The organism is Paenarthrobacter sp. TAF1 (assembly GCF_052113825.1).
In the GTDB taxonomy this organism is placed as follows: Bacteria; Actinomycetota; Actinomycetes; order Actinomycetales; family Micrococcaceae; genus Arthrobacter; species Arthrobacter nicotinovorans.
Genome location: NZ_JBFRDO010000003.1, coordinates 152,797 through 179,391 on the forward strand (window position 1 = coordinate 152,797; position 26,595 = coordinate 179,391).

Below are 26,595 nucleotides of genomic sequence, written 5' to 3' on the forward strand. Positions count from 1 at the left end.
TCCGCCCGAAAGGCGCGGAACGTGAGCAAGCATCCACCCGAAAGGCGCGGAACGTGAACAAGCGTCCGCCCGAAAGGCCTGTTACGTGAGCAAGCGTCCGCCCGAAAGGCCTGTTACGTGAGCAAGCATCCACCCGAAAGGCGCGGAACGTGAGGAAGCGTCCGGTGTCAGCGGGCGCGCTCTACCCGCTTTTCGTCCCACACGGGCTCTTCGGATTCGTACACCTTGCCGTCGGACCCGAAGATCAGGAAGCGGTCGAAGGACTTGGCGAACCAACGGTCGTGCGTGACGGCCAGGACGGTTCCCTCGAACGCGTCGATGGCACGCTCCAGGGCTTCGCCTGAGTGGAGGTCCAGGTTGTCCGTGGGCTCATCCAGCAGGAGGAGCGTGGCACCGGACAGCTGGAGCAGCAGGATCTGGAAACGTGCCTGCTGGCCACCGGACAAGGACTCGTATTTCTGCTCCGACTGACCCGCCAGGCCATAGGAATCCAAGGCTCCCGCTGCAGCCTCACGCGGAAGGCCCGAACGGTGTTCGTCGCCGCGGTGCAGAATTTCCAGCAACGTCCGGCCCAGCAGATCCGGACGGACATGCGTCTGGGCGAAGAACCCGGGCCGGATGCGTGCCCCCAGTTTCACCGACCCTTCGTGCGGGACTTCCGCGATGACGACGTCGGACACCGGCAGGTGCTCGCGCTCCGGGTCGGTACCGCCGGTCGCGAGAAGACGCAGGAAGTGGCTCTTGCCCGAACCGTTGGATCCCAGGACGCCCACCCGGTCCCCGAACCAGATCTCCGTGGAGAACGGCTTCATGAGCCCGGTCAGTTCCAGCTTCTCTGCAACGACGGCCCGCTTGGCGGTGCGGCCACCCTTGAGCCGCATCTTCACGTTCTGCTCGATGGGCAGGGCCTCCGGCGGCCCGGCCTCCAGGAACTTCGCAAGGCGGGTCTGCGCTGCCTGGTACCTGTTGGCCATGTCGGAGCGGAATGCCGCCTTGTTCTTGTACATGTTGACGAGTTCCTTGAGCTTGATGTGCTCCTCGTCCCAGCGTTTGCGGAGTTCCTCGAACCGGGCGTTACGGTCTGCGCGTGCTTCGACGTAGGAGCCGAAACCTCCACCGTGGATCCAAGCGCCGGCACCGTTGATGCCCGGCTCCAGTGTCACGATACGGCCGGCGGCGTTGTTGAGAAGCTCGCGGTCGTGGCTGATGAAGAGCACGGTCTTCTTGGACTCGTTGAGCTTGCCTTCCAGCCATCGCTTCCCAGGCACGTCAAGGTAGTTGTCCGGTTCGTCCAGGAGCAGGAGCTCGTCCGGCCCGGCGAAGAGCGCTTCCAACACCAGGCGCTTTTGCTCGCCGCCCGACAGCGTGGAAGCACGGCGGAACTGGGCTTTGTCGAAGGAAATCCCCAAAGCGGCCATGCACACTTCGTCCCAGACTGTCTCGACGTCGTATCCGCCGGCATCGCCCCAGTCCACGATCGCCTGCGCGTACTTCATCTGCGTGGGTTCGTCGTCGTGCTCCATCATGGCCAATTCGGCTTCTTCCACCGCCTTGGCTGCTGCTGCGAGCCCGGCCTGCGCAGTGGAAACCAGGAGGTCGCGGACGGTGGATTCGTCGCGGACCTGGCCCACGAACTGCCGCATGATGCCCATGTTGCCCGAGCGGCCCACGGCACCTTCATCAGGAGTGAGGTCTCCGGCGATGATCTTGAACAGTGTGGTCTTCCCTGTTCCGTTGGGTCCGATCAGCGCCGTTTTGGTGCCGTCGGGGACCTTGAAGGTCACACCGTTGAGCAGCTGGGTGCCGTCGGAGAGGAAGTAGTCGATGCCGGAAACGTCAATATGGGCCACGTTTCAATCCTCCCACGCCGGCGTATTAACGCCCGACGGCGGCAATTGGCTTGGGCGTCGACGCAGCGCTACGGCTTTCGCCGGGCAAAGTCCGGAGCATGCTCGGGGCGCGGTCCAAAGGCGATCATGCGGGCGGGAAGCTTGGGAAAACCGCGCAGGTGCCGGGCCATCAGGACCAGGATCCTGGGTGGCTTGGGCTGTTTGCCGGCCATCACCCGGGCAAAGATGGCGCGATGCAGCACCCGCTGGAACGTCTGGACAATCACGGTGAGCAGCCAACGCCGCTTCTGGACGGCGGCGAGGTGGCCGTCGTCGAGTGTTCCACTGAGCAGCGGTGAGGCAATAGAGCGCGCTGCCGCCACGGCGTCCTGCACCGCGAGGTTGATTCCCACGCCTCCGGCCGGGGACATGGCGTGCGCGGCGTCGCCAATCAAGAGCAGGCCCGGCTGATGCCAGCGGGCCAAGCGGTTGAGCTTCACATCCAGCAGGTGAAGCTCGTCGACAGACCTGATGGTGTCTACGCGGTCGGCTAGATCCGGCCGCAGCCGCGCAACCCTGGCCCGGAAGGCTTCCACGCCCTCAGCCCGGAGCTGGGGATCCAAGCCCTTCGCGGCCAGATAGGCGATCTGGTGGTAGTCCTTGCGGGTGAGGCTCAGCAGGACGTCGGAGCTGCCGAAACGCGGCGCTATGGATGCCACTGGCTCATCCTCGTCGGCCGTGCGGGGGAGCCGGAACCACCAGGTGTCGAACGGCACCGGGTATTCGTGGGGAGCCAGTCCGGCCCGCTGCCGCAGCACCGAACCCCGGCCATCGCACGCCACAGTCAGGGTGGCCATCAGTTCGCCGCTGTCCAGCGGGGAGCCGGTCAGCGGGTCCCTGGTCCGGTACGCCACACCCGTCACTGCCCCCGAAGAGTCCCGCAGCAGGTCCGTGACCTCGGTATTCATCCGCAGCGTAAAGGTGGGTTCCTGCCCGGCAGCTGCCACCAGGAAATTAAGCAGGTCCCACTGGGGAACCATCGCCACATAGTTGTAGGGCTCTTTAAGGAGTCCGAAATCGGCCAGCACCACCGAGCGACCCCCGGCAACAGGCAACCGGAAGTTCTCCAGCCGGCTCTGCGGCAGGGCCCTGAAGCCTTCTCCCAAACCCAACTCGTCCAGGAGCCGGACGGTGGACGCATGGACCGTGTCGCCCCTGAAATCCCGGAGGAAGTCGGCGTGTTTTTCCAAGACAGTGACCTGCACACCGGCCCGGGCAAGCAGCAGCCCCAGCATTATCCCGGCCGGACCTCCGCCGACCACCACACACTGGGTACTGCCTGTCATGGGTTCTCCTCCGGATCAGCCCGCCGCGGTCAGGAACGTTTTCAGCAACGGCCCACTGGTGGTGGCACCCAGTCCGCCGTCTTCAACAAACACGGCAACCGCCAGGTCCCCGTGGGTGGCAACAATCCACGCGTGGGTCTTGGGCGGGTTGTCATTACCGAATTCGGCGGTGCCCGTCTTTGCCCCGACCGGTGCACCCGGCACTGCGGCAAGGAAACCGGCGTGGCCCGAGGTTACTACCGCCCGCATCATGTCGGACAGGGCAGCCGATTCCTCCTTGGTGATCGGCTTGGTGGATGCCGGCGAGGCAGGCAGCGCGCTTGCCGTCGCGGAGTCCGGCGACGGCGTGGCGGAGCTGCTTTCCGTGGGAGCGGCAGTGGAGGTGGTGGCCGGCACGGCGTCGGCATTGAGCACCAGTTGCGGTGAGACGGGGGCACCGTTGGCCACCGAAGCTGCCATGACAGCGGCCGAGAGGGGCGAGAAGAGCACCTTGCCCTGGCCAATCATGGAAGCGGCATGCTCCGTACCCTCAGCAGCACCGGGAACGGAACCCAGGAACGCGTCAGCACCGAGTTTGGGGGCTTCAACAGCCACACCAAGAGCCTGGGCCGCGGATTCCAACTGGTCCTGGCTGACGGTGTCACGGGCGTTGATGAAGGCAGTGTTGCAGGAGTGGGCAAACGCATCCCTCAGGGCAACTGAACCCAGCGAGCTTTCCGGATACCCCTCCGCGTTCTTGAAGGTCCGACCGTCAACAGTCAGCGTCGGCGGGCACTCGACCTTGGAATCGGGGGTTGCGCCGTTCCGGAACATCGCCAGGGAGTCAACAATCTTGAAGGTGGATCCTGGCGCGTACTGGCCCAGCATTGCAGTGTTGTACCCGTTGCTCCCCGGCCCGGAGGCAGCGGCGAGCACGGCGCCTGTGGAGGGTCGGAGGGCAACTATGGCCGACGCCGGGCCAACGCCAACAAGGGTTTCCTCGGCCAGTTGCTGCAGTTTCAGGTCAAGGGTTGTCTTGAGGGTGGTGCCGGGAGCGGGGAGGGAGGAAAAGAACACCTTGGTGCCGGGCGTTTCCCCTTCAGCTTTGGCCTCGGTGCTCGCAATGACCTCAACACCGTCCTTGCCGCGGAGCAGGGTGTCGTACTTCTGCTGCAGGCCGCCGGTTCCCGTGGTGTCACCGGCACGCAAGGCGCCGTTGGACTTTTCAATCTGCTCCGCGCTGGCCTGGCCAACGCTTCCGAGCAGTGCACGTGCAAAGGTCCGCGTTGGTGCGAGGGCCATCGAATCCAGGATGCTGGCACCACCGGGAATGGCCTTGATCTTGGCCTCCGTGATATCCGTCGTGTAAGCCCTGAGAACCAGTCCTTCCACAAATGCCTGCGGGCCGGACGCAGCAACCTGCTTGGCGTATTCCTCAACGTCCAAGCCCAGCAGGGCAGCCATCGCACGCGCTGAAGCATCCGCTTGTTCCGCTGGAATCTTGGTCTTGTCGATGCCGACCCGGAAGACGGGCCGGTCCTCCACAATCGGGGCATCCCCGGCGCCCAGGATCTGGCCGCGCTGGGCAGGAACGGTCTTGACGGAAAGAGTTTCGCCATCGGAAAGCTCCGGTGCCAGCAGGGCAGGGCTCCATTGAACCGCCCACTTGTCACCGGACTTCTTCAAGGTGGCTTCGGAACTGTACTCCCACTTGGCCGAGCCGATGTTCCAGCTGTAGATAAGAGGGAAAGTGGCGGTGTCGCCGTCGAGCTTGACGTCACCGGACTGCACCAACGGCTTGGCGTCGAGTCCTTCGAAAACTGCCTTGAGCTGGTCGTTGGCCGCGGCAGCATCCTTGCCCTCAACGGCGAGCTGGCCGACGTCGAGCGCCGACAGCGAGGAGGCGAGCTGCTTGGCGGCTCCCTCAGCGCCCGAACGGCCGTCGTCGCAAGCGGTCAGCGAGCCTGCCAGCACAATCGTGGCCAGACCAAGAATCAAAGTACGTGTTTTCCCCATTTGCCACATTATGCCCGGTTCCCCTGACACTTTCTTGTCATGGCCGGCAGCCGGACGGCCGCCGCCTGCCACCCCGGGGAGGTGCGGCAAGCGACGGCCGTCTGTTTGCAACGTCAGGCTAGGGAGCGCAGGTGAACTTTGCATCACCCCAGACACCATGTGCTCCATTGATGGAACCGGATGGGTCAACGACCAGCTCCACGTAAGCCGCCCCCGTCAGGTCGACGGACACCGACTCCGGAGCAAACCCCGGCGTGTACGTGCGCGACTGGTACTTGTTCACCCCGTCGGCGTTGACCTTGAAGATGATGTTGCCGCCGAAGCCGCTTTCAAGGCCCACTTGGGACGTAAAGGAAGTGCACTTGCCGCCCAGGTAATAGGTGATCCTGGAGGCAGCGTGGACGCCCAGGCCCTTGGAGAAAACGGGTTGCTGACCGGTGGCGGGATCGGTGTAGTTGATGGCCAACGGCTTGTCCGGGGACGACGCGGAGTCCTTGTTGGCCACGTTCTTGCCGATCACCCCGTAGCCGTTGAGTGCCTGGACCCACGGCGTTTCCGAGGCGTACACCGCTCCATGCGGTACGTCCGGCAACGGCTGCGAGGTGACTTTCCAGTCGAAGAACTTCACCCGGGTGTCGGTGGGCAAGGTGACGGAGGCCAGTTCCTTGGTGGGGTTGAGCCGAACCGTGTTGGAGAATGCCTGGTACTTGTATTGCGTGTACTCCGGCGACGGACCGTTGGCGTTGTTGCGGCCTTGTTCGGATACCGCGAGCAGGGCGCCGTTCAGTACTGAGGGCTGCAGCCAGTTCGGGAAGAAGATGGACTGTTTCTCCGTGGATCCGTCAGCGTACGTCAAGGTCAACGTGGGGCTGGTGCCATTGCCCACCGCAGCCGAACCGAGGACAGCCAAGTGCGTTCCCTTGCCCTTCACGGCGATGGTCTGCGCGGACAGCGCCACCGAGTTGGGAACATCGGGTCCCACGGCCGGCCAGGTGTAATCGACCTGCGTCGGCTTCCCGGCATCCACCGTCACGGTGCTGCCCGGCCGGACTCCGCCTGCCGGAACCGTAGCGGCAGCCAGCTGCTCGGCAGCGAAGGTGGCCCCTCCGCCGTCGAAGTTCCCGAGTGCCTTGCCGGCCACCGTGGTGACGGAGACGGTGTTGTAGGCCGCGGCCAAGGACCCGTAGGCGACGTAGATCTGGTTGCCGCCGGTCACCGATTGGGTTGAGCCGGAAGCAGCGTACGACGCCGTTACCCGCACAGTCTGTTGCCCCGCCTTCGCGCTGGGGCCGGGTTTGATGACGAAAGTGGCCGTGCCTGTAGCGCCGCCTTCAACCTTGGCCGCCGTCGCGCCGGAGGACGAGACAACAGTCCAACCCTCGGGAAGAACCGGGGTGAGGACCACATTGCTCTTGGCCTTGGTTCCGGTGTTCACGAACGCCGCGGTGACGGTTGTTTCCTGGTCCTGGAAGACCTGCTGGCCGGTGGTCACGCGGACTTCCGCAGCGGTGTCTTCCTGGCTCTTGCCGCCCAGCGGACCTGCCTGCTGGAGTTGAACCCTTGCGGACTGGTTGGAAGCGATGGACCCGGTCTTTACCCAGATGGTGCCGTTGTTGGCTTCATCGAAGTACCAGCCGGTTGTCGCAGCTGCGTAAGCAGCCTGGGTGGTGTGTTGGGTGAGTTTGGTTCCACCGATTTTGACGTCCTTGGGAGCAGCACCGGCGTGGACCTTCAGTTCGTAGGGGCGGGCTGCGGCCTTGCCGGTGTATTCGCCCTTGCGTTCACCGATGGACACCTTGACGCTGCTGTTGCCGGTACCGGGAGCATCCACGGAGAAGAGCTGGCTGGAGGACTTGCCGTTTTTGAATTCGCGGGTGACCTTGTCATCCTCATAGAGCGTGAAGGTGTCCTGGCCCTTGGCATAGACATCCAGGGTGATCATGGAATCTTCAGGGACCAAAGACGCGTTGCGGGCAACGATGCCTTGCGGGATCACCGCTCCGGCACGAACGAACACCGGCAGCTTGTCCAGGGGTGCGTTGTGGCCGTTGAGGATCTGGCCACCCTGGTAGAGCTTGCCGGTCCAGTAGTCCACCCACTGCTGGCCGGCCGGGAGGAAGATGCCGTTGCGGACGTCGGTCTGCGTAAAGACGGGTGCTACCAGGAAGTCGGAGCCCAGCATGAACTGGTTGTTCGCTTCGGCACCGTAGGACCACTGCTGGTCAGGGAATTCGAGGGCCATGGACCTCATCATGGAGACGCCGGTGGTGGAGGATTCCTGCGCGAGCGAGTAGATGAAGGGCATGAGCTGCTGGCGGAGCTGCAGGTATTGGCGGTTGATGGCTGTTGCCTCGTCGCCGTAGAGCCACGGACGCTTGTCCGTCGCGGCCCAGCCGGACATGGAGTACAGCGCCGGAGCGAAGGCTTTCCACTGGAGGTCGCGGACGTAGGACTCGGCGGACCCGCCAAAGATGCCGTCAACGTCGCCCGTGGTGAATGCCAGGCCCGAGTTGCCGGCGCCGGTGAGGGCCGGGACCTGCCAGCGGACGGCGTCGAGGTTTCCTGAATGGTCACCGGTCCACTGCATGCCGCACCGCTGGGAGCCGGCCCAGCCTTCCACCATCAGCGAGGTGCCGCGGGCGTTCGAGTACTGCTCGATGCCGCCGTGGGCAGCTTCGCAGCCCGTCAGGGCCTGGCGGTAGCCTTGGCCAACCCATGCGACGTCCAGCTTGCGGAGCCGGACGCCGGCCTCGCCTACTTCGTATTCCTGGTTGGTGAGGGAGCGTTGCGTCCAGAGGCCGACCTTGAGGGCGGTTTCGTCCTCGATGTTGCTCACGGTTTCCGGGAGTTGCTGGTACTCGCAGCCGTAGCCGTCGTTGACCAGCATCCAGCCTGCGGGCATGTCGTTCTCAACGAACTTCCGTGCGGTCTTGATGGCGTCGGGAGTTTTCTGCTTGGCGCCGTCGGGATCGCCGTATCCGGAGGACGAATAGCCCGGGTTTGAGCGGTTGTAGCAGTCAGCGTCGCCGTATTCCAGGGCGTACACCGGGGGCATCATCGGCTTGCCGGTCAGCGTGGTGTACGCGCCCAGCGACTGCTTGTAATCGCCCACGAAGTAGTAGGCGTCAAAGCGCTTTTCCTCATGCGTCGTGGTTGGTTCGCCCGCGAAATTGTAGGAGCCGCGGGCGAACGTGTCACGCAGGACGCCGTAGCCCATGGAGGACATGTAGTACGGGACGGCGTTGGGGTAGCCGTCGTCGTCCCAGTCGAAGTTCTTGGCGATGTTGATCAGTGCGCCGGTGTGGACTGAGCGGCCGTTCTGCATGCCGCCGCCGATGAATTGCTCACCCTCGTGCCGGGCGAGGTGCTGGGTGGCCGAATTCGCACCGAACGTGATGGGTGCGGACTCTTCCAGGACCAGCGAGCCGTCGGCCCTGACAACACGGAGCAGGGTGGTCGCTTTGTTGATCTCGACGCTGATTTTGGCAGTTTTCAGGACCAGCCAGTCGCCGTCGGTGACCGTGGGCGTGGTGCCGGGGAACTTGTCCTTGCCCACCACGATGTTGGCTGTCCTGGCCGGGTCGCCCTGGTCGGTGTTCGCAGGGTCGGTGAACTTTCCGCTGGGATCGGCTTCCAGGCGGAAGTTGCCGTCGTCCAGGAAGGTGACGCGGATGGCGCCCTTTTCGGTGGAGAGGTCGACGACGTTACCGGACTGGGTAAAGCCGGTCACCGCCCCGAGGGGTACTCCAGCTGCGTCGACGGGTACTTCCGGGGTGACGGTCTTGATGACCGCGGGGTCGCCGGGAGCGGCATTGGCAGCGGCGGCGAAGGTGAGGGCCGGGATGGTTCCTGCGAGGAGGAGTGAGGCGAGACCGAGGGACGCGGCCTTCCTGGCGAATGAGCCTTTTCTGATGCGTCCGGAGCTGTTGGGGGCAGCTCCGGACAGACCCAAGGAGGGTGCGGACATGTGAGCCAACTTTCGACGAGTGACAGTTTGTGATCTAACTCATAGCGAAACGTGCACTAATCGTCACTGTTGAAAGGCAAAAGGTCAACCGTTTCACCAAAACTGCTTTCCTCACCAGAGGACTGCCGGGCGCGTGCCTGGCGCCGGAAGTCAGTGCCCGCGGATGATCCGCCGCTGCGTTGCCGTCGCGATGGCTGCCGTCCGGTTGTCCACACCCAACTTGGAATAGATGTGGACCAAGTGTGTCTTCACAGTGGCCTCGGAAATAAAGAGTTGCTTGGCGATGGCCCTGTTGCTCATGCCGGTGGCGAGCAATTCCAACAGTTGGACTTCCCTGCCGCTCAGCACGGGTGAGGGATTCCTGATCCGCCCCATCAATCGCGCCGCCACTTCCGGTGCCAGTGCGGTCTGGCCGGCAGCGGCCGAAAGCACGGCCTGCCGGATCTGTTCCGGCGGCGCATCCTTCAACATGTAACCACTGGCGCCTGCCTCCACAGCGGCGAGGATGTCGGCGTCGGTGTCGTAAGTGGTCAAAATCAGCACGGGTGGCGGGGGAGTCCCGGCTTCACCGGCTTTGATCTTTTCCGTGGCCGTCACGCCGTCCATGCCACTGCCCATTTGCAGGTCCATGAGCACCAGGTCCACCGGCTCGCCGAGGGTGTGGAGCTTGCTCAACTCCGCCAGTGCGGCGTCACCGTCAGCGGCCTCCGCCACCACGCTCACCCCTGGGAAGTCGCTCAGCATGGCCCGAAGCCCGGCCCTGACCACTGGGTGGTCATCCACCAACAACACCCGGATTCCGGTCATGCCGCCCCCTCCCCGGTTGGCAAAGGTACGCGGATGGCCACCACCGTGCCTTCACCCGGGGCCGACTCCAGGTCCAGCCTGCCATCGAGCGCCGCCAGCCGTTCGCGCAGGCTCAGAAGCCCGACGCCGGTACCGTCGCCGCGCGCGGTGCCGGTCGCCGTCGTGGGTTCGAAACCGACGCCGTCGTCGAAGATGTCCAGCGTCACTTCGGAACCCGGGAAGGAGAGAGTGACGACGGCGGCACGCGCCTTCGCATGCGCCCAGACGTTCGCGAGGGAGGCCTGGGCGGCCCGAAGCAGGGTGGTCTGGTAGGTGTTGGGAAGCTCGACGGGCGTGCCCACCAGTTCGAAGCGGCAGCGCAAGGCTGTTCCCCTTGCCGCCGCCTCGGTTTCGGTCTTTTCGCAGAGGCGGCGCAGGGTGTCCACCAAGCCTGAGTGCTCCAGGTCCGGCGACCGCAGCCCCCGCACGAAACTGCGCGCCTCCGCCAGGTTGGCCGAAGCTGTCTCCTGGACAATCCTCAACTGTTCCTTCGCCGTCTCGGTGTTTCCGCCGTCCAGGGCCTTCTCGGCGGACCGCCCCATGAGGACGATGCTGGAGAAGCCCTGCGCCAGGGTGTCGTGGATTTCGCGGGCCAGTCGTTCGCGCTCGGCCAGCATGCCGGCGTCGTGCTGTGTTTGTGCCAGTGCGTCGCGGGTCCGGCGCAGTTCCTCGGCGACTAGACGCTGGTTTTCCGCCTCCAGGAACAATGCCCGGTACGCCAGGCCGGTCACGACGGCGAAAGCCGCACCGAACACGGGACCCAGCACCATGGCCAGCTGCAGGCCGCCGTCCGCGGAGCCCCTGCCGTGGAACCACAAAGCACCCACCAACAGCGCGGTGCTCAGCCCGATCGCGGGCAGTGCCAGGCGCCGCGGAAGCAGGTGGAGCTGCAGGAAGAACAGCGGGAAGGCCACCCAGGCGAAGTCCGCGCTGACCAGCAGCAGGAGCAGCCACAGCATCATGACGGCGGCCAGCCACCAGAGAGCGTAGGGCGTTGGGTTGAACCTGGAGGGGTCACTGGCGTGCCGTTTCTCCAGCACTGTCCCCGCGAGGTACACCAAGGCCAGCAAAGCCGAGAGCCCCAAACCGGCGGTCACTGCGAGGGGTGATGGCGCACCGGCAGAGCCCAGGCCGCCCAGCAGCCGGACGATTGCCACGAGCAAGAGCACGGCGAAACCAACGTGAAGGCACACGCGCAGGACCCGGAGGATCGTGGTGGCGCCGGTGGGGGACTGCATGCCTTCCAGCGTATCCCCGCCCCTCGCCCGGCCAGCCCGATATTCCGTCCAGGACATACAAATCAACCTTTCGGTTGACTCCCGGTTCAACCTCCCGGCGCCAGCAAATCCATCCGGCTCACGATGTCCGCGGGGCCCATCGCCGGAAGAGTTGAAGGCAACGGAACAAGCCCGCAACAACAGAAGGAATCCGATGTTTCTCGCCATCCGCGACATTCGTTTCGCCAAAGGCCGGTTCGCCCTCATGGGCAGCGTGGTTGCCCTCATCACGCTGCTGCTCGTCATGCTGTCCGGTCTGACCGCGGGATTGGGCAACCAGTCCACGTCAGCCATAGCGGCCTTGCCCGCACAGCAGATCGTTTTCGGCGCACCGGCAGGCGGCGAACCGAAAGCGTCTTACACGGAATCGGAAGTTTCCACCGCCCAGCTTCAGACCTGGCGTGACCAGCAGGGCGTGAAATCCGCACAGGCGCTGGGCATCACCCAGTCGCGGGTCCAATCCCTGGCCAACGGCGGCAGCCCCAGTGGCACTGCGAACGTGGCCGTCTTCGGTGGTTCGGAAGCTCCATCCGCTGTGGAGGACGGGACCGTAGTCGTGGGCAAGACATTGGCGAAGGAGCTCAGCCTGACGAAGGGCAGCCGGCTCCGTGTGGGCGGCACCGACCTGACGGTCTCCGACATTGTGGAGGACCAGTGGTATTCACACACCGGCGTCGTCTGGACCACGCTCGATACCTGGCGCGCTGTCGCCCACGCCGCACCTGGGACGGCAACTGTCCTCACCGTGACGTACGACGACGACGCTTCCGTCAGCGTCGATGCCGCCAATGCGGCCGCCGGTACGGTCAGCTCCGACCCCACCGCTTCCTTCCAGGCCTTGGCATCRTACAAGAGCGAAAACGGCTCGCTGCTCCTCATGCAGGCGTTCCTCTACGGGATTTCAGCCCTCGTGATCGTGGCCTTTCTGACGGTGTGGACAGTGCAGCGCACCAGGGACATTGCCGTGCTCAAGGCCTTGGGTGCATCCTCCGGCTACGTCCTGCGCGATGCCCTGGCGCAGGCAGCGCTCGTGTTGCTGGCAGGGGCAGCTGTCGGAGGCTCAGTTGGCCTGGCCGGTGGAATCCTGGCCGCCCAAGCAGCACCGTTCCTTGTCACCCCGCTCACCACGTTGCTGCCGGTGGCAGGGATCGTCGTCCTCGGGCTCGCCGGTGCCGTCCTGGCTGTCCGCAAAGTCACCACCGTGGACCCTTTGCTGGCCCTCGGCGGCAACTAACACATTCTTCGAAAGGCATACATCATGAATTCCGCACTGACCCTCGTGAACGTTTCGCTCGAATACCCGGACGGCGGCTCCACCCTCAAAGCGCTGGATAGCGTGGATTTGGGCGTCGGCAGGGGTGAATTCCTGTCCCTGGTGGGGCCGTCAGGCTCGGGCAAGTCCTCACTCCTGGCTGTTGCCGCAACATTGGCCAAGCCCACCGCCGGCCTGGTTGTCGTCGACGGGCAGGATGTCTCCGGCTTGAAGGATTCGGAGCGCACAGAGCTCCGCCGGGACAACGTGGGCATCATCTTCCAGCAACCCAACCTGCTGCCGGCGCTGACCGCCGTCGAGCAGTTGCTCATCCGCGAGCATCTGCGCGGCAACGCCGTGAAGGAGGCCCGCCGCGCGGCGGAGGAACTACTGGATGTGGTGGGCCTGTCTGCAGCGATGCATAAGAGGCCGCATCAGTTGTCCGGCGGCCAGCGTCAACGGGTGAATATCGCACGGGCGCTGATGGGGAGTCCCACGGTGCTGCTGGTAGATGAGCCCACGGCTGCGCTTGACCACGAACGGAGCGAGTCAATCGTCCGGCTCCTGCGCCGTGTCACTGACGATTTCCGGACGGCGACGGTCATGGTCACTCACGACACCGAGTTCCTGCCCCTGACCGACGCAGTTGCCACCATGCGGGACGGCCGGATCAACCGCGCATCGGTTCCGTCGACCCAACCCAACTAGGGACAACAAACGTCCCAACAGGGCCTCATTGGATCAAGTGCTGTCCCCTAGTTGGGGGAGCCGAGGAGGGCCTGGTCCTGTGCGTCGTCGTATGCCTCCCGGGCTTCCATGATGGTGGGGACATGGCTCTCGGCCCACTCACGCAGGAGCGACAACGGCTGCAGGAGGGACTCACCCATGGGCGTGAGCTGGTAGTCCACGCGCGGCGGCACCTGAGCGTAGACCGTCCTGGTAATGAGGCCATCCCGCTCTAAAGCACGGAGCGTTTGGGTCAGTACCTTGGGCGTCACCACATTCACCATCTTGCGCAGTTCCGAGAAACGCACGGGACCGTCGCCGAGCACCTGAATCACCAGCGAGGCCCATTTGTCTCCGATGCGCTGAAAGATCACGCGCGACGGGCAATTGGGATCCAGGATGTTCGCCGGGAGGTCTTTAGTATCCATGAGGTAACTGAGTTCCTTTGAAGCTATCGGTATCCAATAGATACCTTTGTCYTATTGCAAGGATACCAACCTCAAGGAGAGCTATGAAAATCGCAGTCTACGGCGCAACGGGCATGGTCGGCAGCCAGATCGTCAACGAATCCATCACCCGTGGCCACGAGGTCACCGCTATCTCCCGCAAGGGCTCAGAGGTTCCCGGCGCTTCCGCCCGGGCCGCGGACCAGGCCGACGGCCAGACGTTCGCATCCATCGCGAAGGACCACGACGTCGTTGTGCTGGCGACAGGTCCCAGCCGCACCGGCGGCGACCATGCAGAATGGTTGGACGCCATGGCTACTGCTTACAGCAATGCCGAAGGCACCCGTTTGATGATCGTGGGCGGCGCCGGCACCCTGGAAGTCGATGGCGTCCGCCTCCTCGACTCCCCGGATTTCCCGGAAGCCTACAAGGCTGAAGCCACCACCGCAGCCAAGGCCCTTGAGGCCGTGAAGCAGTCCCCTGAATCCCTCGACTGGACCGTTCTGGCACCGGCACCGGTTATCCAGCCGGGCAAGCGTACGGGCGAATACACCGTGGCCAAGGACTCCCCGGCCGGCAACACCATCTCCACCCAGGACTACGCCGTGGCCATGCTGGACGAGATCGAAAGCCCGGCACACCGCCGCGCCCGTTTCACGGCCGCCAACTAACCCGCCTAGAGCCCCAGGCCCAGCCCGGGTACCCGAGCATTGAATATGTCCTTGAGGGCATGTTTCGCGGCGTGGTACCCGGGCATACCTGTAACTCCGGGGCCGGGAGGCGTGGAGGACGAACACAGGTACACACCGGGCATGGGGGTTCTCCAGGGCACAGGAGAGACCACGGGCCTCTGCACCAAGCCACGCAAGTCCAGCATTCCGGCGCTGAAGTCCCCACCCACATAGTTCTCGTTGTACGCGGACAGTTCCGCCGCCGTCGTGGTTTTCGATGCCACCACCACGTCACGGAACCCGGGCGCGTACCGCTCTATGCGGGCGATAACGGCTTCTGCCATGTCCACCGTGGAGTTCTTGGGGACATGGCAGTAAGTCCACAGAATCTGACGCCCTTCAGGGGCACGCGAAGCATCCACCAGTGACGGTTGGGAGACCAGCACATAGGGCTCAGCGGGGTGTTTGCCCATGTCCACGAGGTTTTCGGATTCGGCCATGGCCCGCCGCGAACCGCCCACATGCACTGTTCCGGACTTGGCCAATTCCGGAGAGCGCCAGGGAACGGGACCCGAAAGGATGAAGTCCACCTTGCAGGCAGCATTCCCAAAGCGGAATGCTTCCAGGGCGCGTCGGTAGCGGTCGGGCACTTCAGATCCACCCAAGCGCGCCAGCGTCGGTGGCGCAACGTCCAGCAGGATGGCTTTCGCGGGTCGCACCTGGTCCAGGGAATCGACGCGCTCACCCACGCGGATGGTTCCGCCATGGGAGGTCAGGTCATCTGCCATGGCCCTGGCGATGGACATGGAACCACCAACCGGCACCGCCCAGCCGCCGGCATGGGCCAAGACACTTAGCAACAAACCAGCGCCTGTGGAACTGAGTGCCGGCTGGGATCCGAGGGCATGCGACATGACCCCCGTCAGGAGCGCCGGAGCCGCTTCCTCCCGGAAACGCCGGCCCCACAGCGGGGTGCCTTGGTCGAGGGTGGCCAGTCCGAACAGCAGCGCCGCAAGGGGGTCTTTCGGCAGGCGGAGCAACTGGTTCGACGTGAATTCCACGACGCCATCAACCCGTGCCAGCAGGGGACCGAGAAGCCGCCCGTAGGCCGGACCATCAACGCCCAACTCTGCGACGGTCCGTTCCAGGGACTGGTACGCCACCGCCGCACCGCCTGTGTCCAGCGGTGTACCGTGCTGGACCTCGGGAATGCGCAGATCCACGCGACGGGATAATTCGAACTCCCGGAAGAACGGCGAGGCCAGGGCCATCGGATGCACCGCCGAACAGACGTCATGCAGGAAGCCGGGTTCGATCAGTTCGGTGGTGCGCGAGCCACCTCCAATGTCATCGGCGGCCTCGTACAACGTCACGTCCAGTCCCGCGCGGGCCATGACCACGGCAGCGGCCAGACCATTCGGACCGGCCCCGACGACGGCGACATCAACCATCGCTGCTCACCTCCGATTGCTGGGCTGCTGTGGAACTGCTGTCGCGCCGGGGGCTCCACGGGAACACAGATCGCGAAGGCCGGAAAAGGTCGACGCGCAACCAATCCCGGGCTCCGTCGAAGGGCCCGCCATGGGGATCGTCTTCGCCGTCGATCCGCAGGGGATCCTGGGCAGGATCCCAGATATCCATGATGATCCGTGCCATCAGGTATGCGGTGACCACCATGTGCAGGCCCACCGCCAGGACGTAGTAGGACATGTCCAGGTTGTGCTGGACGGACCCTCCGCTGGTGGCCTGTCCAAGGTACATCCAGATCGCCGCCCAGTGGAGCCCCTCTGCTGCCTGCCAGATGAGGAAGTCGCGCCAACGCGGCCGTGCCAGGGCCAGCAGGGGGATAAGCCAGATGACGAATTGCGGGGAGTAGACCTTGTTGGTGAGGATGAAGGCGGCCACGATCAGGAAGGCCAGCTGGGCGATGCGCGGACGCTGTGGCGCGCACAAAGCCAGGATTCCAATCAGGGCACACGCCGCAATAAACAGGTAGAGGGCCAGCGTGTTGATGGTTGCAGCGTTCATCTGCATCCATTGCAGGCGGTCCGCCACCAGGTTGTAAGCGAACCAGGGCGAGCTGTAGCCGGCAGGCCGGGATTGCGTGAACTCAAAGAAGTAGCGCCATCCGGCTGGATTCAGTGCCGCGAGGGGCAGGTTCACAGCGAGCCAGGACGCCAAGGCGGCTCCGGCAGTGACGAAGAAGGCCCGGAACTTTCCACTGCGCAAGGAAAGGACCAGAACGGCACCGAGGATCAACAATGGATAGAGCTTGGTGGCTGTGCCAAGGCCTATGAACACGCCGGCAAGGATCAACTTGTCCCGGGCGAAGAAGTACATGCCCAAGGCCAGCAAACCTACGGCCCACATGTCCCAGTTGATAAAGCCGGCAAGAATGATCCCGGGGGCTACGGCCACCATGGCGGCATCCCACGGGCGACGCTTGTTGATCCGGGCAGTGAGGATGACTGTGACCATCCAGACCGCCACAATCAGCGTCGCATTGACGTCGAAATACCCCAGGATCCGCTCGCTTCCCACCCCCTGACCGGGAACCATGAGCGCGGTGACCCCGGCAATGATCCCCATGAGCACCGGGTACTCAAACAGGCTGCCCTGGGTGAAGAACGGAAACACGCCATCGCCCAGGCCGCGGTTCTTGAAGAGCTCGGGGAAGTCCGAGTAGCAGGTGGCGTAGAACTGGCCGGGCGTTTCCCAGCCATTGACCCGGCAGTAGTCCTTTGCGAGCACGGCCAAAAGAGCCGCGATCACAGTGAGGACGATGAGTACCCGTTCAACAGTGAACGGGCGCGCGGAAACCTCTCCGGGAGACGAGCGTTTGCCCAATGGACCGCCCACCAGCTCCGTGAAGTTTCGAAGCAGGGAGTCACTGCGGCTGGGAACAACAAAGCGGGCACGTTTTCGTTGCCGGTGCGGCTTCGTCTCCTGCATGAATCGAGCTTACAGTCATGGCCGAACCCGACCCAGTTACGCCGGACCAGACCCAGTTAAAAGGGGGGAGCCCACGCGTAGCCGCGTGGGCTCCTTGAGGTTCAGCATGGATATCCGGCATCTGAACTCCTTCGTGGCCGGCTCAGGGGAATCAACGGATGAGTCCCATCTGGTGCAGGACAACGAAAACGTCTTCGCGGCGCTGGTCGAGCAGCTGGCCGTTGAACAGTGTGCGGTCCTTGGGAGCATCGCTGCTCTTGTAGAAACGCATCTCTTCGGGGCGCTTTGGCATGGTTCACCTCCTTTCACAAAGAATTACCCGGCATTTAGGCACAACAATTAGAGCTATTTATTTCGAAGGAAATAACAGCCAAAAGGAGACAAATAGCCGAAGCCAATGAGGGGATTTTGCGGACCGAATCAGGAGAACCCGAATCGTCGTGCATAAAAGCGCGTGCTTCCTGCAGTCGACCCAACAAGAAGCTGGTTCCGAACTTTGGGGAAACTGCGCACCCGCGTCATGCTGCGTGGGTCCGCGCCTACAACTGACTACTCAGAACGCCAACCACGGAGAGTGGTGGCCATGAACACCGCCGGCGTCAGGCCGGTCCGGTGAATCAGGAGTGGGTCAGAGAGCAAAAACGGCGCGCGTCATCAGCAGAGGCCGGGGTAGCAGTGACGGTCAACTTCCGTCCGCTAGTCAAAGTAATCATTTTCCCAACCTCCTTTTCTGGCCGTAACAGCCTGCTGTGGCATTGTCCCGGCTGACTAACCGGTGAATGCGCGCCTGGTTCCCGGCGGGTCGCTCTGGGAACAAGTTATAAGCTACCCCATGAACACGGAGTTTGACCAGCATAATTGGCTAATTTGCCAAAAGTTTTCAAAATTAATGGTTTAGAGGCCCCAGCGGACAATTGCGGGCGTCCGCTTATCCCAACCAAGCGTGCACACCTTCGCGGTTCCGAGAATGAAGTGCCGGCCTTCGCGGGCGTCCATTTCGAGCCAACGCGCTGTGAGGATCCGGGAGAAATGTCCGTGTGCCACAACCAGGACATTGTCCATGCCCGATTCCAGGACACGCCCAATGATCTTGTCGGCCCGGGCAGCTACTTCATCCAGCGTCTCTCCGTTGGGCACTCCGTCGGTCCAGATGAGGTACTCCGGGTTGTCCTTGCGGATGAGATCGGAGCTGATGCCTTCGTAGTCGCCGTAGTTCCATTCCACGGCGAGTGGCTCGTGAACGGCGTCCGGATAGCCGGCGAGTTCCGCTGTCCTCCGGGCACGTCGCAGCGGCGAGGTCAGGACGAGGTCGAAGTCGATGCCTTCCAGCACCTTCCGCGCCTCCACGGCCTGCTGCTCGCCCTCGACAGTGAGGGGGAGATCCGTCAGTCCCGTGTATTGACCGCTCTTGGACCACTCCGTTTCACCGTGGCGAAGGATCCAAAGTTGCGGACGCGGGGAAGTCACAGCGTTCATGAGGGCTCCTCAGTTTCGGTCGAAGGCTCGACGACGGCGGCGGACTCGGGTTGTTCTTCCCACCATGCCAGGAGCTTCTGCTCAGCTTCCTCCGGTGAGAGCGGCCCGTGTTCCATCCGCTCTTCGAGGAGGAACTTGTAGGCGCGTCCCACCACGGGTCCGGGCTTCAGTCCCAGCAGTGCCATGATCTGCGCTCCGTCCAGGTCGGGCCGGACAGCTGCCAGCGACTCCTGCTCCAAGAGCGCCGTGATGCGGTGCTCAAGGTCATCGTAAGCGAAGGACAAACGGTCGGCCTTGCGCTGGTTACGCGTGGTGACATCTGAACGGGTGAGCCGGTGCAGGCGTTCCAGCAGGGGGCCGGCGTCGGTCACGTAACGGCGGACCGCGGAGTCGCTCCAGCCGGCGTCACCGTAGCCGTAGAACCGCATGTGCAGTTCAACCAGGCGGGAAACAGCTTTGATGGACTCGTTGTCGAACCGCAGTGCCTTCATCCGCTTGGCCGTCAGTTTGGCGCCCACAACGTCGTGGTGGCGGAAGCTCACCGCACCGCCCGGTTCGAATCGGCGCGTCGCCGGCTTGCCGACGTCGTGCATCAACGCAGCGAACCTCAACACGAAGTCGGGGCCGGGAACCGGACCGTCAGGACCGGTTTCCAGCGCAGCAGCCTGTTCCAGGACCTGCAGTGAGTGCTGGTACACATCCTTGTGCCGGTGGTGCTCGTCGGATTCCAGGCGCAGGGCGGAGACCTCGGGCAGGACGAATTCGGCGAGCCCAGTGTCCACCAGAAGGTCGATGCCTACGCGCGGGTGCGCGCCGTTAATCAGCTTGACCAGCTCTTCGCGGACGCGCTCTGCCGAGATGATCTTGATGCGATCGGCCATGTTGGACATGGCCAGGCGCACGTCGTCATGGACCGACACGCCCAGCTGGGATGCGAAACGGGCAGCGCGCATCATGCGCAGGGGGTCGTCCGAGAAGGACGACTCAGGTGCGCCGGGTGTGGCGAGCTCGGAAGCGTGCAGATCGCGGACGCCGCCGAAGGGGTCTACCAGCTCCAGGCTCGGCAGGCGCAGTGCCATGGCGTTGATGGTGAAGTCCCGGCGCAGCAGGTCGTCGGTCAGGGAGTTGCCGAACGCGACCACCGGCTTGCGGGAATCGGGGTCGTACGCCTCGGCCCGGTAGGTGGTGATTTCAATCTGGAAGCCGCTCTTCCGCATCCCGATGGTGCCGAAGGCGCGCCCGATTTCCCAGAAGTTGTCCGCCCACTTCTTGATGACGGTGATGGTCTGGTCCGGCGTGGCGTCGGTGGTGAAATCGAGGTCCGGAGAGGTCCGGCCCAGAAAGAGGTCACGCACGGGGCCACCCACCAAGGACAGCTCGAATCCGGCGTCGACAAAGCGCTGCCCGAGGTCGAGCACCACCGGATCGATGGTGAAGTTAACAGAAGAGCTGTCCAATACGTGCGCCATAGTTCCTTAAGCTTGGCAGATTTTTGCGCTGCATTGGGCCACTGTTCCATGCGAAATCAGGCATGCGTCCGCCGGGCATCTCCTGCAGTCCATCTTGTGGCCATGTCCCGGTCATCACTCCGGGGCAAGAGTCGTTAGAGTGGACCACATGGCCAACCCGATTCCGAGCGCTCCTGGCAGGAGGACAAACGCACCGTTGCCGTCGGCAATCGGTGCCCACGTCGCGCCTGCCCCGCAGCACCCGGTGCAGGCCTCGCTTCCGACGGTTGAGGAAGTGTCCGCCGGTGGTGTCGTAGTTGACACGTCCGACGGCGAACTCCGGGTTGCGATCATCGCCCGCCTTAATAGGGGTGGCCGCCTCGAGTGGTGCCTGCCGAAGGGCCATCCGGAAGGCCGGGAGAACAACGAGGAAGCTGCTGTACGCGAGATCGCCGAGGAAACCGGGATCGAAGGCAGCATCCTGGCACCGCTTGGCAGCATCGACTACTGGTTCACTGTGAGCGGCCACCGCGTCCACAAAACGGTGCACCACTTCCTGCTCAGGGCAACCGGTGGCGAGCTGACCATCGAGAATGATCCGGACCAGGAAGCCGTGGATGCTGCGTGGGTTCCCATCCAGGAATTGGCCCGAAAGTTGTCCTTCCCGAATGAACGCCGCATCGCCGACCTGGCACGGGAAGTGCTGCCCGAACACCTCTGACCCGGGTACATGGGACGATAAAGGCGATGTCTGAAGCCAAAACAACCCAGTCCGTTCAATCCGGAGAAGCACGTTCCAGCGCCATCATGGCCGCAGGGACGCTCGTCTCCCGGTTCCTTGGTTTCGCCAAAACCTGGATGCTCGGTGCCGCCCTCGGCCTGGGTTCCACGGTCAATGACACGTTCATTAACGCGAACAACCTGCCAAACCTGATCTTCCTGCTGGTGGCAGGCGGCGTGTTCAACGCCGTCCTGGTTCCGCAGATCATCAAGGCCAGCAAGGCTCCGGACAGGGGCGCGGATTACATCAGCAGGCTCCTGACGCTGGCTGTGCTGGTGCTACTGGCACTCACGGCCCTGGTGACCCTCGCGGCGCCGCTCGTCATCGACCTCACCACCCAGGGATACTCCGAGCAGCAGAAGGCCCTGGCGGTCACCTTCGCCCTCTGGTGCCTGCCCCAGATCTTCTTCTACGGGCTGTATGCCCTGCTCACGCAGGTCCTCAACGCCCACGGGGCTTTTGGGCCCGCCATGTGGGCCCCCATCCTCAACAACCTCGTGGCCATTGCCGGCCTGGGACTGTTCATTTGGATCCTCGGCGCCAACATCGTAAACCCCCACACTCTGGACAACTGGGGGCCAACCCAAACGTTCCTCCTCGCCGGCTTCTCCACCTTCGGCGTGGTGGCCCAAACCGCCATCCTGCTGATCCCGGTCTTCAAGCTGCGCCTTGGCCTGCGTCCCCGCTTTGGTTGGCGCGGCGTTGGACTCGGCCAGGCAGCCAAGCTGAGCGTTTGGACACTGGCGACTGCCGCCGTCGGGCAGCTGGCGTTCCTGTACGTCATGAGGATCGCCACGATCCCCGGCGCCGAGCGCCTCCGCCTGGACAACGCCGGAGACCGGGCGGCTGCCGCTGTCCTGCCAGGCAACGCCGTCCTGGAGGTGGCCAGCCAGCTGTACCTGCTGCCGCACTCGATCATCGCTTTGTCCCTGGCCACGGTCCTCTTCAACCGCATGACACGCGCTTCGCAGGACGGCAACAAAGCCGAGCTTCGCGACGCCCTCTCGCATGGCCTCCGCACCATGGCTGTTGCCACGGTCTTCGGCGCCCTGGCGCTGTTCGCATTGGCGGGGCCGCTGGGCATGTTCTTCTCCGGTGGTGAAAGGCAAGACGGCGTGATGCTGGCGCAGACACTCACCATCCTTGCCCTGAGCACCCCGTTCCTGAGCGCAAACTTCATGATGTCCCGCGTGTTCTACGCCAACGAGGACGCCCGTACGCCCCTGTATGTCCAGTTGTGGCTGGCCGTCATCTACGTTGTGGGTGCCTTCTTCATCCAGTTCCTCCCCGTCGGCCAGATCATCTACGCGATCGCCATCCTGTACATGCTGGGCAACATCCTGTCCGTCGTGATCAGCGTGGTGTTCCTGCGCCGCCTGCTGGGGCACCTGGACGGTCCCCGGATCGCCAATTCATACATCCGCATGGGCTACGCGGGGCTGGGCTCCGCCCTGGCCGGCGCCCTCGCACTGTGGCTGCTTGGCAGTTACCGTTCTGACGGTTTCGCGTGGAGCAGCCGCCCGGCCGCCTTGGTGACGGTGGCCGTCGTCGGACCCGTCATGCTGCTGGCCTACCTTGTCCTGCTTCGCGTTTTCCACGTCACTGAACTTCGTGACCTCCTGCGTCCGCTGATGAGCCGCTTGGGCCGCGGCACGCCCGCGCCTGCTGGCGCCCCCGCAGAACCCACGACGGCGGCGCGCGCCACGGTCTCGGACGATACCGGCTTGATCCCGCGTATCTCCGGCGAGTTCGACGCCGCGTCCTTCCGCGCCGGACCCGCAGTGGCTCCCCAGCGCGCCGCCGAACCTGCACCGGACCAGCCGGATGCACCCAAGGTGTATCTTCCGGAGGAAGACGAACCGAGCACAGCGCAGGGCGGCAGGTTCCGCCCATCGGTGCCGCTTCCGGGCCGCCGGACGTACCAAGGCGAGGCCGGACGCAATCCGTACTTCCCTGTTCCGCGAAACCGCAGGAAGTGAGCCGGTGCCGCCAACATGGGCGGCGGCACTGAATCCGCTAGGCTAGAAACGAATATAGGTAGTTGCAAAAGCGGTGGAACCGGCTAGCCGGGCCGGCCGTATGCAGGACCCGCAGCTCCCGGACAGCCTAGGAGGAACACGTGTCCCACCCGATCGACGTCGGATCAGTACTTGGCGGCCGCYACAAGGTCACGGCCAATGTGTTGACCTCGCATGACCAAGATCAGGTGCTCGACGGCGTGGACCAGGTCCTCAACCGTCCCGTGAGCATCCTTGTTGCCGGTCCCGGAAACGCCGAACAGGTTGCGCAGAGCGCCCGCGAAGTGGCCACAGGGGAGCGCCCCGGGCACGTCCAGATCCTGGACCTCGGCATCAGCGAAAACACCACGTACCTGATCACCAACCACAGCACCGCACCGGATCTGCTGGACCTGGTGGTGGCTACCAACCCGCCCTACATCGAACCGTTCTTCACAGAGACTCTGGGCAGTGAGATCTTCGGCCAGGCGCGCACCTATGAGCCGGAAACCTACGACGGCCTTTACGAGGACGACGAGCACGAGGCCGAGTACATCCAGTACGACGAAAACGGCTATGCCATCACCCCCGAGTCGGATGATGAACCTGAGCCTGCCGCACCCGCACGCAGCGCACCCCACGTGCCGCCCATGCCGGCGTCCAATCCGTCGTCCGCCAAGAGCGGCATCGCGGGAAAGCTCGCAGCTGCCGCCGCCGGGGCCGGTGCAGCAGGTGTTGCCGCCGCTTCCGCGCTGAAGAAGAACGCCGGTTCAAAGAACAACAACGACGCCGGTGCTGCCGCCGGCTCGTCGGCAGCTGCCACACCCGGTCCGGCCGCTGAGACGCCCACGCAGGCTGTTTCGTCGGAGGCTGTTTCGTCGCAGGCAGCTCCCGGCCGCGAACAGGCCCGCGAACCCAAGGTGTCCCTCTGGTCAGAGGAAGACTACGGCTACGCGGAGAGTGGCGCCGCGGCCGGTGGCGCGTCTGCTGCGGGCACCGCGGCTTCCAACCGAAGCGGCGAATCAGGCTACGACCGGGCGGCAAGCAGCTTCCCGGCGTCGTCGGCTGTCACAGAGGATTACTCAGACGAAGACGACGTTTATGAGGAAGAGGCTCCCGAAAAGGAGCCTCGGTCGCTGCGCTGGCTCGTGGGCGGCCTCCTTGCCGCCGTCTTGATCGTGGGTCTTGTCCTCGCGGTCACCAATTTGGGAAGTCTCCTACCCAGCGGCCAGCCTGCTGCCACGCAGAGCAGCTCCACGCCGCAGCCCTCGGAGTCCACCAGCGAGGAGCCCCCGCCCACGGAGACAGCTCCGCCTGCGGCTCCGCCGGCTATCGAGGAGATCACCCGCCTCGGCAACTTCCCGTTCGCAGCGACGTTCGATAAGGACCTCGGCAAGGCTTTCGATGGCAACGCAGCCAGCTACTGGTCTGACATGGAGTTTGCCTCGGCCAACTGGGGCGGCCTGTCAGAAGAGGTGCCGCTCATGATCAAGCTGAAGGAACCGGCGGATATCAAGTCCGTGGTCCTCAACCAGCTGGGCGGTTCCGGTGGAAACATCAGCGTGTTCACCAACGATCGGCCGGCCATGGATGGCGCCAAGCTCGTAGGCACCAACAGCTTCACCTCTCCGGAACTGACCATCCCGCTGGCAAGCCCCACAAAGGCCCAGTACGTCATTGTTGTCATCAAGGCGCTGCCCAAGCTGGCCGCACCCAAGACGCAGTACAACTTCGGGCTCCGGCTCGCTGAAGTTTCCGTTCAGTAGTCACATCCGGGGAGTTATCAGAGGGGCCGTTTCGATTCGTCGGGGCGGCCCTTACTGTTGTCTGCGCCAGCGTCACCGCTTCGATAAGGCAGGTGTCCAGACGGTACCCTGAATGTTGGTGGCTTTTAGGGTCCCCAACTCCAACGGAATATTTGGAACACATAAGGGGTTGAGTCAGGTGGCTGCCCCGAAAGCCGCAGCATCGACTAAGGAAGAGGTTCACGCCACGTGAGCATTGCAGAAAACAGCGCATCGCAGGTGCGTGACGTCATCATCGTAGGTTCAGGCCCCGCCGGCTACACAGCCGCTGTTTACACCGCCCGTGCCAACATGAAGCCTCTGCTCATTGCCGGTTCCGTCACTGCCGGCGGCGAACTGATGAACACCACGGACGTTGAGAACTACCCGGGATTCCCTGATGGCATCATGGGCCCGGACCTTATGGAGAACTTCGAGAAGCAGGCTGCCCGATTCGGCACTGAAATTCAGTTCGAGGACGTCACCGAGCTGGATCTCGACGGCGACATCAAGACCGTCACCATCGGCACGGGGGAGACCTTCCAGGCGAAGGCCATTATCCTGTCCACCGGTTCGGCGTACCGCGAACTCGGTCTGCCCAACGAGAAGCGACTCTCAGGCCACGGCGTTAGCTGGTGTGCAACCTGCGACGGTTTCTTCTTCAAGGATCAGGACATCGCAGTGATCGGTGGTGGCGACTCCGCTATGGAAGAAGCACTCTTCCTCACCAAGTTCGCCAAGTCGGTCACCGTTGTCCACCGCCGCGACACCCTGAAGGCTTCCAAGATCATGGGTGACCGCGCCCAGGCTCACGAAAAGATCAAGTTCGTCTGGAACACGGCTGTTGAAGACGTCCTCGGGGAGGATAAGGTCACTGGCCTGAAGCTGAAGAACCTGGTGGACGGAACCGAGTCCGAGCTCGCAGTCACGGGTGTCTTCGTGGCTATCGGCAACGATCCACGTACGGATCTGGTCAAGGGCAAAGTCGAACTGACTCCCGAGGGAACCATCGCCGTTGAGGGTCGTAGTTCGCGGACCAACATAAAGGGTGTGTTTGCTGCGGGCGACGTCATCGATCCGACTTACCGCCAGGCCATCACGGCTTCGGGTTCCGGTTGTGTCGCTGCCCTCGACGTCGAACACTACCTCGCAGACCTGCACTCCTAAGCTGCATCCAAGCAACCATACGAAGGGAAAAGTTATGAGCAACGCAAAAGACGTAACTGACGCAAGCTTCAGCACGGATGTCCTGGCTTCCGAAAAGCCGGTCATCGTGGACTTCTGGGCAGAGTGGTGCGGCCCCTGCCGCAAACTCGGTCCCATTCTCGACGAGATCTCCGTTGAGTACAGCGAGAAGGTTGACGTCGTAAAGCTGAACGTCGATGACAACCCGGCAATCGCTGCCGAGTACGGCATCACTTCCATCCCTGCTGTGTACCTGTTCAGCGGGGGAGAAGTGAAGAGCACCGTGATCGGCGCCAAGCCGAAGCAGTTCTTCGAAAAGGAATTCGCGGACGTCCTGTCCTAAGGCTTACGCCTTAACTGGATTCCTTAAGCCGGCGGTTCCGCTCCCCAAGGGGCGCGGGACCGCCGGCTTTTTTGTTGTTTGTAAAGATCAGCCTCTACCAGTCTCATACCTGCCAGTGCGTCGACTGGAAGCGTTCTGTTGCCCGCGACGGCGAATTAGCGCCTTTCCCTACCTGGGGTAGGGGGAAATCTCACATCCCGGCCCCTTCCCACCCGACCCTCCTCCACACCCCAGCCCCTTCCCACCCGACCCTCCTCCACACCCCAGCCCCTTC

At 63.7% G+C, this 26,595-nt stretch carries 20 protein-coding genes; 8 read left to right on the forward strand and 12 right to left on the reverse strand.

Annotated elements, in window-relative coordinates; genetic code table 11:
• Positions 1-167: 167 nt before the first annotated feature.
• The 6 genes from AB4Y81_RS05290 to AB4Y81_RS05315 all read right to left on the reverse strand — a co-directional run bounded on the left by AB4Y81_RS05290 (position 168) and on the right by AB4Y81_RS05315 (position 11,221).
• A complete protein-coding gene (locus tag AB4Y81_RS05290) occupies positions 168-1,850 on the reverse strand; it encodes an ABC-F family ATP-binding cassette domain-containing protein (RefSeq protein ID WP_055976759.1) in 1,683 nt (560 codons plus the stop codon).
• A 68-nt stretch (positions 1,851-1,918) separates the two neighbouring features.
• On the reverse strand, positions 1,919-3,175 hold the full coding sequence (locus AB4Y81_RS05295; protein ID WP_441995476.1) for an FAD-dependent oxidoreductase: 1,257 nt from the start codon (positions 3,173-3,175) through the stop codon (positions 1,919-1,921).
• A gap of 15 nt (positions 3,176-3,190) precedes the next feature.
• Positions 3,191-5,170: a penicillin-binding transpeptidase domain-containing protein gene (locus tag AB4Y81_RS05300; protein ID WP_441995477.1), complete on the reverse strand. Its 1,980-nt coding sequence runs from the start codon at positions 5,168-5,170 to the stop codon at positions 3,191-3,193.
• A gap of 118 nt (positions 5,171-5,288) precedes the next feature.
• A complete protein-coding gene (locus AB4Y81_RS05305; RefSeq protein ID WP_441995478.1) occupies positions 5,289-9,137 on the reverse strand; it encodes an NPCBM/NEW2 domain-containing protein in 3,849 nt (1,282 codons plus the stop codon).
• A 150-nt stretch (positions 9,138-9,287) separates the two neighbouring features.
• Positions 9,288-9,944, reverse strand: a complete 657-nt coding sequence (locus AB4Y81_RS05310; RefSeq protein ID WP_018778505.1) for a response regulator — start codon at positions 9,942-9,944, stop codon at positions 9,288-9,290.
• Complete coding sequence (locus AB4Y81_RS05315; protein WP_055976744.1) at positions 9,941-11,221, reverse strand: sensor histidine kinase; 1,281 nt, start codon at positions 11,219-11,221, stop codon at positions 9,941-9,943. The genes AB4Y81_RS05310 and AB4Y81_RS05315 overlap by 4 nt, the downstream gene beginning before the upstream one ends.
• A gap of 193 nt (positions 11,222-11,414) precedes the next feature.
• On the opposite strand from AB4Y81_RS05315, the gene AB4Y81_RS05320 reads away from it, so the two are divergent.
• Both AB4Y81_RS05320 and AB4Y81_RS05325 read left to right on the forward strand, forming a co-directional pair.
• Positions 11,415-12,494: an ABC transporter permease gene (locus tag AB4Y81_RS05320; RefSeq protein WP_441995479.1), complete on the forward strand. Its 1,080-nt coding sequence runs from the start codon at positions 11,415-11,417 to the stop codon at positions 12,492-12,494.
• A gap of 24 nt (positions 12,495-12,518) precedes the next feature.
• Positions 12,519-13,220 (forward strand): ABC transporter ATP-binding protein, encoded by a 702-nt coding sequence (locus tag AB4Y81_RS05325; RefSeq protein WP_441995480.1) that lies wholly within the window; start codon positions 12,519-12,521, stop codon positions 13,218-13,220.
• A gap of 47 nt (positions 13,221-13,267) precedes the next feature.
• Here AB4Y81_RS05325 and AB4Y81_RS05330 read toward each other — a convergent pair whose 3' ends face one another.
• A complete protein-coding gene (locus tag AB4Y81_RS05330; protein WP_055976736.1) occupies positions 13,268-13,666 on the reverse strand; it encodes a winged helix-turn-helix transcriptional regulator in 399 nt (132 codons plus the stop codon).
• A gap of 83 nt (positions 13,667-13,749) precedes the next feature.
• Between AB4Y81_RS05330 and AB4Y81_RS05335 the strand changes: the two genes are divergently transcribed.
• Positions 13,750-14,355, forward strand: a complete 606-nt coding sequence (locus tag AB4Y81_RS05335) for an NAD(P)-dependent oxidoreductase (RefSeq protein WP_441995481.1) — start codon at positions 13,750-13,752, stop codon at positions 14,353-14,355.
• 5 nt (positions 14,356-14,360) lie between these two features.
• Here AB4Y81_RS05335 and AB4Y81_RS05340 read toward each other — a convergent pair whose 3' ends face one another.
• From AB4Y81_RS05340 to AB4Y81_RS05360, 5 genes are all read right to left on the reverse strand, one after another.
• Complete coding sequence (locus AB4Y81_RS05340; RefSeq protein ID WP_441995482.1) at positions 14,361-15,806, reverse strand: phytoene desaturase family protein; 1,446 nt, start codon at positions 15,804-15,806, stop codon at positions 14,361-14,363.
• Positions 15,799-17,307, reverse strand: a complete 1,509-nt coding sequence (locus AB4Y81_RS05345) for a glycosyltransferase family 87 protein (protein ID WP_018778498.1) — start codon at positions 17,305-17,307, stop codon at positions 15,799-15,801. Before AB4Y81_RS05345 ends, AB4Y81_RS05340 begins: the two co-directional genes overlap by 8 nt.
• A gap of 151 nt (positions 17,308-17,458) precedes the next feature.
• Positions 17,459-17,599 carry a hypothetical protein gene (locus AB4Y81_RS05350; protein ID WP_354628474.1) on the reverse strand — a complete coding sequence of 47 codons (141 nt, stop codon included), beginning with the start codon at positions 17,597-17,599 and terminating at the stop codon, positions 17,459-17,461.
• Between the two features lie 602 nt (positions 17,600-18,201).
• Positions 18,202-18,783, reverse strand: a complete 582-nt coding sequence (locus AB4Y81_RS05355; RefSeq protein ID WP_018778496.1) for a histidine phosphatase family protein — start codon at positions 18,781-18,783, stop codon at positions 18,202-18,204.
• The gene (locus AB4Y81_RS05360) at positions 18,780-20,252 is read right to left on the reverse strand and encodes a CCA tRNA nucleotidyltransferase (RefSeq protein ID WP_018778495.1); all 1,473 of its coding nucleotides are present in this window, start codon (positions 20,250-20,252) and stop codon (positions 18,780-18,782) included. Before AB4Y81_RS05360 ends, AB4Y81_RS05355 begins: the two co-directional genes overlap by 4 nt.
• Positions 20,253-20,448: 196 nt before the next feature.
• Between AB4Y81_RS05360 and AB4Y81_RS05365 the strand changes: the two genes are divergently transcribed.
• The 5 genes from AB4Y81_RS05365 (at position 20,449) to trxA (ending at position 26,321) form a co-directional block, all read left to right on the forward strand.
• Positions 20,449-20,952 (forward strand): NUDIX hydrolase, encoded by a 504-nt coding sequence (locus tag AB4Y81_RS05365; protein ID WP_018778494.1) that lies wholly within the window; start codon positions 20,449-20,451, stop codon positions 20,950-20,952.
• Positions 20,953-20,978: 26 nt separating this feature from the next.
• Entirely contained in the window at positions 20,979-22,991 is a 2,013-nt protein-coding gene (gene murJ / locus AB4Y81_RS05370; RefSeq protein ID WP_018778493.1) for a murein biosynthesis integral membrane protein MurJ, read from the forward strand.
• 140 nt (positions 22,992-23,131) lie between these two features.
• Positions 23,132-24,775, forward strand: a complete 1,644-nt coding sequence (locus tag AB4Y81_RS05375) for an ABC transporter substrate-binding protein (RefSeq protein ID WP_441995483.1) — start codon at positions 23,132-23,134, stop codon at positions 24,773-24,775.
• A gap of 228 nt (positions 24,776-25,003) precedes the next feature.
• Positions 25,004-25,960, forward strand: coding sequence for a thioredoxin-disulfide reductase (gene trxB / locus AB4Y81_RS05380; RefSeq protein ID WP_018778491.1), 957 nt, complete (start codon positions 25,004-25,006; stop codon positions 25,958-25,960).
• Between the two features lie 34 nt (positions 25,961-25,994).
• On the forward strand, positions 25,995-26,321 hold the full coding sequence (gene trxA, locus AB4Y81_RS05385) for a thioredoxin (RefSeq protein WP_014923339.1): 327 nt from the start codon (positions 25,995-25,997) through the stop codon (positions 26,319-26,321).
• Positions 26,322-26,595: the final 274 nt, after the last annotated feature.